11 protein-coding genes are annotated in these 10,916 nt (G+C 51.2%); 5 read left to right on the plus strand and 6 right to left on the minus strand.

The features are described from left to right. Nucleotides 1-14: 14 nt before the first annotated feature. On the minus strand, nt 15-647 hold the full coding sequence (locus ACFCTO_RS09900; RefSeq protein WP_499876804.1) for a hypothetical protein: 633 nt from the start codon (nt 645-647) through the stop codon (nt 15-17). 1,136 nt (nt 648-1,783) lie between these two features. Here ACFCTO_RS09900 and ACFCTO_RS09905 point away from each other — a divergent pair. From ACFCTO_RS09905 to potE, 3 genes are all read left to right on the plus strand, one after another. Next, a complete protein-coding gene (locus tag ACFCTO_RS09905; protein WP_499876805.1) occupies nt 1,784-2,968 on the plus strand; it encodes an acetyl-CoA C-acetyltransferase in 1,185 nt (394 codons plus the stop codon). Between the two features lie 212 nt (nt 2,969-3,180). Continuing rightward, a complete protein-coding gene (locus ACFCTO_RS09910; protein ID WP_292281721.1) occupies nt 3,181-4,362 on the plus strand; it encodes an acetyl-CoA C-acetyltransferase in 1,182 nt (393 codons plus the stop codon). Between the two features lie 377 nt (nt 4,363-4,739). Then, entirely contained in the window at nt 4,740-6,065 is a 1,326-nt protein-coding gene (gene potE / locus ACFCTO_RS09915) for a putrescine-ornithine antiporter (RefSeq protein ID WP_292260220.1), read from the plus strand. Nucleotides 6,066-6,219: 154 nt separating this feature from the next. Here the strand turns inward: potE and ACFCTO_RS09920 are convergent, their stop codons facing one another. Both ACFCTO_RS09920 and ACFCTO_RS09925 read right to left on the minus strand, forming a co-directional pair. Continuing rightward, a complete protein-coding gene (locus tag ACFCTO_RS09920) occupies nt 6,220-7,098 on the minus strand; it encodes a hypothetical protein (protein WP_499876806.1) in 879 nt (292 codons plus the stop codon). After that, entirely contained in the window at nt 7,098-7,520 is a 423-nt protein-coding gene (locus ACFCTO_RS09925; RefSeq protein WP_499876807.1) for a hypothetical protein, read from the minus strand. The genes ACFCTO_RS09920 and ACFCTO_RS09925 overlap by 1 nt, the downstream gene beginning before the upstream one ends. A 147-nt stretch (nt 7,521-7,667) precedes the next feature. Between ACFCTO_RS09925 and ACFCTO_RS09930 the strand changes: the two genes are divergently transcribed. Together ACFCTO_RS09930 and ACFCTO_RS09935 are read left to right on the plus strand one after the other, a co-directional pair. After that, nucleotides 7,668-8,927: a DEAD/DEAH box helicase gene (locus ACFCTO_RS09930; protein WP_292260212.1), complete on the plus strand. Its 1,260-nt coding sequence runs from the start codon at nt 7,668-7,670 to the stop codon at nt 8,925-8,927. 13 nt (nt 8,928-8,940) lie between these two features. After that, nucleotides 8,941-9,492, plus strand: a complete 552-nt coding sequence (locus ACFCTO_RS09935; protein ID WP_292260210.1) for a hypothetical protein — start codon at nt 8,941-8,943, stop codon at nt 9,490-9,492. Nucleotides 9,493-9,826: 334 nt separating this feature from the next. Here the strand turns inward: ACFCTO_RS09935 and ACFCTO_RS09940 are convergent, their stop codons facing one another. The 3 genes from ACFCTO_RS09940 to ACFCTO_RS09950 all read right to left on the minus strand — a co-directional run bounded on the left by ACFCTO_RS09940 (nt 9,827) and on the right by ACFCTO_RS09950 (nt 10,768). Next, on the minus strand, nt 9,827-10,048 hold the full coding sequence (locus tag ACFCTO_RS09940) for a helix-turn-helix domain-containing protein (RefSeq protein ID WP_499876808.1): 222 nt from the start codon (nt 10,046-10,048) through the stop codon (nt 9,827-9,829). After that, a complete protein-coding gene (locus ACFCTO_RS09945; protein ID WP_350635843.1) occupies nt 10,009-10,152 on the minus strand; it encodes a hypothetical protein in 144 nt (47 codons plus the stop codon). Before ACFCTO_RS09945 ends, ACFCTO_RS09940 begins: the two co-directional genes overlap by 40 nt. Nucleotides 10,153-10,477: 325 nt before the next feature. After that, nucleotides 10,478-10,768 carry a hypothetical protein gene (locus tag ACFCTO_RS09950; protein WP_499876809.1) on the minus strand — a complete coding sequence of 97 codons (291 nt, stop codon included), beginning with the start codon at nt 10,766-10,768 and terminating at the stop codon, nt 10,478-10,480. Nucleotides 10,769-10,916: the final 148 nt, after the last annotated feature.

The raw sequence follows: 10,916 nt of genomic DNA on the forward strand, positions 1-10,916 counted from the left end.
ACCATAGTTTCTCTTTATTTCAATGGCTTCATGATGGGAGCCGCCGGCCTTTTCTGCCGCAGCTGGTCCAAAGCAGCCTGTACGGCCGGCACATCGATGCAGTCGCTTTCCTTTTCAGCGACGTCGATGCCCAGGCGCAGCTTGGCTTCCTTCTTGATGGCCTTATAGAGGCCTTTGGGGAAATCGGCCAGCGTCGTCGTCACGCCCCGCGGGAAGACGGCTTCCCGTTCCAGCGTATAGCCGTCGGGATAACGGCGGGAACAGCGGGGATGATACATGTCGACATACAGGCGGTCGACGAACTTGCCACTGACATTGGTCAATTCAAAGACGTCCAGGTTCCCGACCTGACCGGCCTTGTGGAAAAAGACCATGGAACCCGTCCGGCGCAGGCGCAGGCGCGACAAATAGACGAATTCACCGCTCGGTCCGTTGACGGGGATGGGATTGGTCGCATCATGGCCAAAACGGCCGTAAGCTCCGGGAAGGACATCGCAGTCTTCCCCATGCCGCACCTTGTCGGCCAGCTCTCCCGTTAAAGCCTGGTTCTGCAATTCCGGTGAATTAAAGATCCGCAAGGCATTGTCATAGATCTCCTCGCTCTTCGTCCGCTGATGTTCTTTAAAAAAGGCATCAAAAAATCCCATGGTCTTCCTCCTAATATATATAATACATTAATAATAGCATCTTTAATGGATATCATCCGTCAAACACTCAACCTGTCATCTGGCAGATATACTTATTATAAGGCATTTCACGCCATGCCGCTAGTGTCGAGAAAAGCGTCTTTTACTAAGTTTTAAGTTTCTCCTTTATTTAAACGTAAATTTTAATATTTTTCTGTTATGAATAAATATCTATTTTATAGTGCTTTACACTTCTTGTTTTTTACCTCATCTTTCTTCTTTTTTAAAAATCGGCTCCCCCATTTTCTTGATTTTATATCGTTATTTAGCCATTCATTGCCTTTAAATCATTTATCCGCCCTGTCGTTGCATTTTTCAGCCATTGATTTTATTTACTCGTATGTTATTATATTTATAGATAAAGAGTTCTCCTACAGGTAGGACGAATATCTGGGAATCATTTAAAATTATTAAGTATCGTCATATAATAAGGAAGAAAAGAGGTAAGAACTATGAACTTAAGTGCCAATGCAAAAATCATCATCTCCATGAGTGCTTTACTTTCATACAGTTTCATCGCTCATCTTCTTTAAGAGGGATAGGAAAAGGGCTTGCCGCGACGCGGCAAGCCCTTTTTTAGTGGCTAGTGGCTAGGGGCTAGGGGTTCGTAGGGGCCGTCCCAAAGGGCGGCCCGCTTAGGAAATGTGCGATTTCCCACTCCGTTTGCTGAGAGAATTTCCAAAATTCATAACGGGCGCCCCACGTGGCGCCCCTACAAACTCCGTACTACAAACTATGTTGAAAGAGCAACCTCTCAGTCAGCTTCGCTGACAGCTCTCCTATGAGGAGAGCCGGGCCGCCCGCCGGAACGGGCCCTACATAATCATACGCATAGCGAATTATTCGTCCACTTTATTCTTTTCGCATCTGCTTCTTTCTTTAGCATGAGTATCTAGCATAAGAAAAATTCATTTTCCTCTTGCATTTCATTGTGAAAAAATGTACTATATAGGCATGGAGATTGTGAAATTTAGAACTCAAGTTCTTCATTTCAGCGTAACCCCCAAGGAGCTGCGTAAGCGGCGGCTCCGTCAAAAAAGTCTTATATACTATATTATTCTATACTCTGTTCCACATCAGAAAGGATGGTTTTTCTAATGAGAGATGCTGTTATCGTAAGTGCTTGCCGTACGGCCATCGGCAGTTTCAATGGCCAGTTCGCAGACGTCACCGCTGTAGACCTCGGTGTCGCTGCTGTTACTGAAGCAATCAAACGCGCAGGTATTCCTGTAGATCAGATCGACGAAGTCATCATGGGCCACGTACTCCAGGCTGGCTGCGGCGAAAACACGGCCCGTCAGGTAGCCCTCCATTCGGGTATTCCTCAGGAAGTTCCTGCTTTCACATTGAATAAACTCTGCGGTTCCGGTATGCGTGCCATTTCCCTCGCATCCCAGCAGATCAAACTCGGCGATGCCGACATCATCGTAGCCGGCGGTATGGAATCCATGTCCAACGCCCCCTACTCCATCGCTAAAGGCCGCCGCGGCTATCGTATGGGTAACGGCGTCCTCGAAGACTTGCTCATGCGCGATGGCCTGTTCTGCACAGAAAACAATTACCACATGGGCGTAACGGCTGAAAACGTCGCTGCCCGCTTTGGCGTAACCCGTGAAGATCAGGATAAATTGGCTTGCCGTTCTGAAAACCTGGCTTACAAAGCTCAGCAGGAAGGCAAATTCGACAGCCAGATCGTTCCGGTAACGGTTCATAAGAGAAAAGGCGATGTCATCGTCGACAAAGACGAATTCATCCGCCCGAACTGCACCATGGAAACCTTGGCTAAACTCCGTCCGGCCTTCATCAAAAACGGCACGGTTACCGCTGGTAACGCTTCCAGCATCAACGACGGCGCAGCTGCTGTTGTCGTAATGTCCGCTGAAAAAGCTAAAGAACTCGGCATCAAACCGCTGGCTCGCATCATCGACTGGGCTTCGGCTGGTGTTGAACCGGCTATCATGGGTACCGGCCCGGTTCCGGCAGTCCGCAAAGTCATGAAGAAGACCGGCATGAACGTCGACCAGATGGACCTCATCGAATTGAACGAAGCTTTCGCAGCTCAGTCCGTATACTGCTGCCGCGAACTCGGCCTCAACATGGACAAAGTCAACATCCACGGTGGCGCTATCGCCCTCGGCCATCCGATCGGCTGCTCCGGCGCTCGTATCGTCGTCACCTTGCTCTACGCATTGGCTGAACCGGAAATCAACGGTAAATATGGTCTGGCTTCCCTCTGCATCGGCGGCGGCCAGGGCACGGCTATCATCGTAGAACGTCTGTAATTTAACAAAATTCCCTATTCCCTAGCAATAAGTAATGGAGATGTATAGAGTACGTAATTTTTGGAACGTTCTCTATACATTTTCTTTAAAATGGTGTATGATAGCAATATCAGAGTGTCATTTATAATATGACGCTTTCGCACGGTGCATCCTCTCATACTGATACACCGGCATCTATTTCAATACGTAAAAATTTTCAAGGAGTGATTCCAATGAAAGAAGTAGTTATCGTAAGTGCTTGCCGTACGGCAATTGGTAAATTCGGCGGCGGTTTCAAAAACACACCGGCTGTAGAACTCGGTGCTGTCGTCATTAAAGAAGCGCTCAAACGCGCTGGTATCGAAGGCAAAGATGTCGACGAAGTCGTAATGGGCAATGTCCTCCAGGCTGCTCAGGGTCAGAACCCGGCTCGTCAGGCTATGATCAAAGCTGGTATGCCGATTGAAGTCCCGGCTCTTACGGTCAATAAAGTTTGCGGTTCCGGTCTCCGCTGCGTATCCTTGGCAGCTCAGATGATCAAAGCCGGCGACGCTGACGTCATCGTAGCAGGCGGCATGGAAAACATGTCCATGGCTCCCTTCGCTGTTCCGAAAGCTCGTTATGGCTATCGCATGGGCAACGGTGTCCTCGTCGATACGATGATCAAAGATGGCCTCTGGGACGCATTCAACGACTATCATATGGGCATCACGGCTGAAAACGTTGCTGAACGTTTCGGCATCACTCGTGAAGACCAGGACGCACTCGGTGTCCGTTCTCAGGTCAAAGCTTGCGAAGCTATCAAGAGCGGCGCATTCAAATCCCAGATCGTTCCGGTAACGGTTCATCAGAAGAAACAGGACGTTGTCATCGACACGGACGAATTCCCGCGTGAAGGCACGACCATGGAAGGCCTTGCTAAATTGAAACCGGCCTTCAAAAAAGGCGGCACAGTTACGGCTGGTAACGCTTCCGGCATCAACGACGGCGCAGCTGCTTTCGTAGTTATGTCCGCTGATAAAGCTAAAGAACTCGGCCTCAAACCGATGGCTAAGATCGTAAGCTATGCTTCTGCTGGCGTAGATCCCGCTATCATGGGTACCGGCCCTGTTCCTTCTTCCCGTAAAGCATTGGCTAAAGCAGGCCTGGAAGTCAAAGACCTCGACCTCGTCGAAGCTAACGAAGCATTCGCAGCTCAGGCTGTATACTGCTGCCGTGAACTCGGTTTCGATATGGACAAAGTCAACATCCATGGCGGCGCTATCGCCCTCGGCCATCCGATTGGTGCATCGGGCGCTCGTATCCTCGTAACCCTGCTCTATGGCTTGAAAGAAGTCGGCGGCAAATACGGTTTGGCTACACTGTGCATCGGTGGCGGCCAGGGTACGGCTTGCGTCGTAGAAAACATCGACTAATTTCATCTCTCATGTGTAAAAAGCTTGTCGCTTCGGCGGCAAGCTTTTTTTAGCAGTCAGCTGATATTTTTAAATTTCTGTAGGGGCGACCACGTAGGGCGCCCGCTTCAGGATTATGCAATCTTCCATTCAGATTGCTGGGAAACTCATTCAAATTTCCAACGGGTCCCCACGTACGATTCCTACAGTGCTACGAGCCACGAAACACGAACCACTAAACTCTATTCCCATTTGGAATATAGAGCGTGAAAAGTGGCCCAAATACATATAACGTTTTTTCAAAAAGTATTTAATTTTCCCGGCAAAAATGATAGAATTAATTTGCTAAAAATTTCAAGACATGCTTATACGCATCACTAACGAAAGAAGGACTGATAATGAAAACTACATGTCGTAAAATGTCTGTGGTACAGTTGACCTTTGTCACTGCTGCCAACATGCTTGGCGCCGGTATCATCATGCTGCCGACCAAGCTCGCCGAAGTCGGTACGATCTCGATTATTTCCTGGATTATTACCTCACTAGGCTCTTTAGCCCTGGCCATGGCTTTTGCCCGATGTGGCATGTTCACGACAAAGCCAGGTGGTATGGGCGGTTACTCCGAATACGCTTTCGGGCGTGTAGGACATTTTATGGCTAATTACGCCTACTCTGTTTCCATCGTAATTGCAAACGTCGCTATCGCCATTACGGCGGTCGGCTACGGCGCCGGTTTCCTTGAGACAACCTTTACGCCGTTACAGACGTGTTTATATACGATCGCTTTATTGTGGATTGCGGCAGCCCTCAACTTCAGCGGCTCCCGTTATTCCGGCAAGCTCAGTACCATCACCATCTGGGGTGCCATCATCCCGGTCCTGGGCATTTCCATCATCGGCTGGCATTGGTTCAGCCCGGCTACCTGGCTGGCTTCGTGGAACCCCAATAACCTGGGACTCAGCGATGCCGTCGGCAATTCCATCGCCCTGACCTTGTGGTCCTTCTTGGGACTCGAATCGGCAGCGGTCAACATGGATGCCGTTGAAAATCCGAAGAAATCCGTTCCTATTGCCACTTTCGTCAGCACCCTCGGCGTCGCCATCATCTACGTCGCCTCGACGAACGTCATTGCAGGTATCGTCCCCAATGCGGAAATCCTGGCATCGAGCGCTCCCTTCGGCCTGGCCTTCTCGTACATGCTCGGCGATACGGCCGGCAAAGCCGTCATGGGCCTGATGGTATTCTCCTGTGCCGGTTCCCTCTTGTCCTGGCAGTTCACCCTGGCCCGCGTCTTCAAGACCAGCGCTCAGCGCGGCCTGTTCCCCAAGATTTTCGCCAAAGTCACCAGCGCTGACGTCCCGGTCAAAGGCATGTTGTGCATCCTCTGCATGCAGAGCTTCCTGGCCCTCATGACCATCAGCCCGACCCTGGCCGCCCAGTTCGAACTCCTGGCCAACCTGGCCGTCGTCACCAACGTCATCCCCTACATGCTCTGTGCCGGGGCCCTGACGACGATCCTCACCAAGGAACATATCCCCAATGAAGTCTGTAACAGAAATACGTCGATATTCCTGGCAGGCGTATCCATTATCTATTGCGTATATGCATTGACCACCACCGATGCCACGACCTTCCTCAGCGGCTGTTTCGCCGCCTTCCTGGGATGGCTGGTATACGTCATCCGCTTCACCATCATGAAGCAGACCATCGTGGAAATTAAATAAAAAAAAGGCTTGTCGCCGTGCGACAAGCCTTTTTTACTGTAGGGGTCGCCACGTGGGCGACCCGCTGGATATCAGGCGACGTTCTCCTTGAACCGGAAAATCATTCATATTCTGAGGCGGGCTTGCCACGGCAAGCCCCTACAATTTCTACAAACTACAAACTCCTCTTCCCCTCAAAGGCCGCCAGGACGACGTTGCGCATGGCTACGCAGCCGATGATGGTCAGGGCGGCTACGACGAAGGGCGTGACGAAGACCAGGGGATTGTTCTGGAGGATCGGCATGGCCTTGAAGATGTACGTAAAGACGTGTATCTGGCTGTCGAAGAGGATGTGCTGGACCAGGGCCCACATGAGGACCATGACGACGATGGCGGCAATGTGGACCAGCCGCTGTTTTCCCTGATAACCATAGCGCTTATACGGGAAGAAATAGAGGGCGAAGGTGGCAATGACGAAGATGCTCATGCCGATGAAGCAGAAGCCCATGATGGCCATGATGCCGACGACCAGGCTCTGCGTCACGGACGAGTCGCTGACGGCCGGGAAGAGGAACATGCCCAGCACGGCACACGGCAGGGGCAGGCTGTAGACGATGGGATCGATGAACTGGGAGTACCAGTATTTCCGCCGGCGCCCTTTCCAGAAATCGACGGCCCGTGCCGCCAGATACTGTATGGCGACGGTCAGGAACATCCACAGGGCGAATAATCCGACCCGGACGGGATAAGAATGCCAGCAGTCCAGGCCGGTCAGGCCGTTGAGCAGGCCGACAGCGACGAGCAGGACGACGGCGCCGCCATACAGGGTCGCCCCGGATGACGCATAATCGCCGTCCCTGCCCGCACGACGGCGTCGATAGCCCAGCCACAGGGGAACGGCAAAGGATAAGATAAAAAAGGCCAGAATCGACGCTGAGGCGATATATGGCCTATCTGAAGCAAAGGCACCAAAGGGCAGCGGCAGGATGCCGCACGACGACCAGACGACGGCCAGCAGCCGGTCGTGCCATGTCTGTTTTTGTAAGTTGTCCATTAACCTACTTCCTTTCGGCCCGGCAGGAGCTGGGATATGGCGTAAGCCAGGAGCATGGTCAGGCTGATTTCTGCGTACATGCCAACGATGAATACGATATCACGGCCAATGGTCGGCCATTCCCAGAAAGGCGCAGCCTTCCAATAGACACCCATGAAGGCCGTAAAGGCCCCGATAGCCGCAAAGACGATGAACCACATGAGGGCCATGACCCAGCGGCAGATACGCCCGCCCTTGGGGCCAAACGTCGCATCGTGGCAGCCCACGTAGGCTACGGGGATGACCAGCGATAAAAAGACATAACTTACCATGGCTACGACGGCACTGGAGCCGCTGTGGATCGTATAGGCACCGATGGGAATGGGAATGATAAAGAAACACATGAAGACACATTGCCGCAAGATATCGCGCCACCAACTCATTTTCTGCAAGACCTCCTAAAATAATGCAAACGAAATCACTTTAGTATACCATATCCCTAAAAGAAAGAAAAGTTTGCGCAAGGCCTGGCTTTTGTGTACAATAGAAATTATAGCAAGTGATTTTAGTCCGCACAGAAAGGAACATACATGACAAAGAATTTTGAATCCCTCGGCATTACGCCGAAGATTTGTGAACTCCTCCATAAGCAGGGCGTCGACGAACCGACGGCCATCCAGGCCCAGGCCATCCCGCCGCTGTTCAAGGGCCGCGACATCCTGGCCCAGGCCCAGACTGGCACGGGCAAGACCTTTGCCTTCCTCCTGCCGTCGCTGCAGCAGATCAAGACGGATATCCACGCCGAACAGGTCCTGGTCATGGCACCGACACGGGAATTGGCCCGTCAGATTGCCGACGTCGCCGATACGCTGGCACCGGAACTGGGCATCGACGTCCTCAGCCTCATCGGCGGCAAGACCATCGAGAATCAGCTGCAGAAACTGCACCGCCATCCGCACGTCATCATCGGCACACCAGGCCGGCTCCTCGACCACTGCCGCCGCCATTCCCTCGACCTCAGCGGCGTCCGCCGGGTCATCGTCGACGAAGCGGACCAGATGCTCCAGGCCGGCTTCCTGGAAGACGTCGATACACTCATCGGCCTGACGCCGAAACGACGGCAGCTCCTCTTCTTCTCGGCCACCGTCCCGGATAAGATTAAAGGCCTGGCCAAGAAGCACATGCAGAGCCCGCTGGTCCTGAATATTCTCGAAGGCCAGACCATCGCCCTGGAAAACATCGAACAGCGCATCTACATGATGACAGAAGAACAGAAACTGCCGAAGCTCTGCCAGATGCTGACCGACATGAACCCCTACCTGGCCATCGTCTTCTGCAACACCAAGGAACGGACTTCCCTCCTGGCAGGCAAACTCATCGCCAAGGGCTTCAACATCGGCGAACTCCACGGCGACATGTCCCAGGGCCGCCGTAACCAGGTCCTGCGCGACTTTGCCAAAGCCAAGACGCAGATTCTGGTCGCCACGGACATCGCCGCCCGCGGCATCGATATCGAAGGCATTACCCACGTCTTCAACTTCGATGTTCCCCACGACGTCGACTACTACATCCACCGCATCGGCCGCACGGGCCGGGCCGGCAGTGAAGGCTTGTCCATCATGTTCGCCACGGCAGCCGATGAAAACTGGGTCCGCCGCATCGAACACAACATCCACGCGACAATCACCAAATATACCCTGACCGGTCAGGTGAAGGTCAAGGCCAGCAGCCGTCCGCCGAAAAAGAAAAAGACCTACAAGGACAAGCTGCCTGCCAGCACCTACCAGACGACCAAGGAAAAACGCCATAAACAGCGCCATAAGGGCGGAGACAACCGCCGGCGCCGCTAAGGAGGTCTTACTCATGAAACGTTATCTCACGATAGTCCTCATGCTCTTCACGCTCATAGCCGCAGGTTGTACGCCGGCGACGCCGACCAATTCCCAGCCGCAGAAACAGCAGACCCAGACTCAGCAGCAACAGCCTGGCGAAAGCAAGCAGGGTCAGGATACGAAGAGCCAGGCCGACACGAAAGAAACGCCGGTCGCCAACTTGCCGACCATCGGCGATACCCAGGCCGATTGGGAAAATGAATGGGGCCATCCCTACTCCCAGGGCGACACGATCCGCGTCTTCCATAATGGCCGCTACCAGGTCGTCTTCCAGAACGGCCGGGCCGTTACAGTGACTATCAAAGTCCAAGACGGTGAAAACGTCAATATCAGTGACCTCCTGCCGGAAGATGCCCAGAAACAATCGGCATCGTCGAAAAATATCGGCGGTTCCCAGATGGGCGTCGAAAAATGGCACAGCAAGACCCTGGAAAAAGCCTTATCCTCGACAAAAGGCAACTTCACGGTCATGAAACAACCGGGCAGCATCATCATCGACTGCACACCGGATTTAAAAAAATAATCAATGTAGGGGCGCCACGTGGGGCGCCCGCCTCTGAAAGATAGTGTAAAAAAAGCTGTCGCCTCAAGGTGCGGCAGCTTTTTTTATGCTGTAAGGATCGCCACGTGGACCCCATTAGGAATGTGAATGACTTTCTTAGCAATCTGGCTGGGAAATCCTACAACTTCTGAAACGGGCTCGCCACGTGCGAGCCCCTACGAGCCACGAACAACGGGCCACAACAAAAAAGCTCACGCAAAATGCGTGAGCTTTTTTCTATGGTGAACCGTTTAAATGTTCACTCTAACCTTCTCACGTTTTTTATAAATCATTTTGTATGTTCAAAATATGTAGCTTAATTTTTCGGCTCCGGTCCATACAGTCGTTCCATGCCTGTTTTTGTGACGAGCCATATTCTCCCAGCCTTCCGGGCCTCTTTGTCCAAAAACCTAGGCTTCCCTCCCTTATACCCAGTACAGGCTTGCTGTATGGATCTCGGATTCATTCCCCATTTTTCTGCGGCTTCTGCCGCAGTCATTACTTCAAATAAAGCTTTCTCACTAAATGTTCCATCCATAATCCTGCTACACCTCCTGTAATAAATGCTTTCCCCGTTTCTATATCCCATTGTATAGCAATCATCATTCCTATGATTCCGCATAATATTGCTATCATCTTCATTTTTCAGTCCTCCTATGCTATAATAGAAGCAAGAAGGGAAGTTTGCGGCTTCCCTTCCCGCTCAGCTCCTAACGTTTTTGCTTGCGACGGCGTTTACGTTTGGGGGCTTTTTCTTTTGGCTTTCTAACCGCTAACCATATAGTAACAATCAGCGATATCAACCACTCTATATCGTCTTTATCCATAAGCATCACCACCTCCTTATGATTATATTATACACGCTTTAACGAATATTGTCAAGCGTTTAAGCGTGTGTAACGGTGAAAAAATAAACCCGTCAAGCCAGTTATTATCTGACTCGGCGGGTTTTCTTTGTTTTTAACTGTTATTCCGTTTGCTGCTCTTCAGTCGTGCTCTTGTTCAGTACAAATTTCACGGCCCAGATAGTGCCATTAATAACTAATGGCAAAATAATACGGTCTCGGATCATATTCCATCCTGTTTCCGATTTACTCTGTTCCTGGATTTGTGTCGTGAATTTGTCGGCAACAGCTTCGACAGCCGGGATGGCATTCGTTACGATGTTTTGCGTCAGCTCATTCTTCATATCTTCTGTGACAATATCTACGTTCAAAGCTTCTACAACACTGTCTCTAATATCGGTCCATTTACTCATTGTTCATTCCTCTACATATTAATGATTTTAATTAAAAAACAGCAGTTTACAACTTTTTGAACAAATAAATATCGCGTAACCACACTTTGAAGTATAATGAATCTGCTAAAACACATCATCTCAAAGGAGTTACGCGATGAATTCATTA

The organism is Megasphaera indica (genome assembly GCF_046614755.1).
In the GTDB taxonomy this organism is placed as follows: Bacteria; Bacillota; Negativicutes; order Veillonellales; family Megasphaeraceae; genus Megasphaera; species Megasphaera intestinihominis.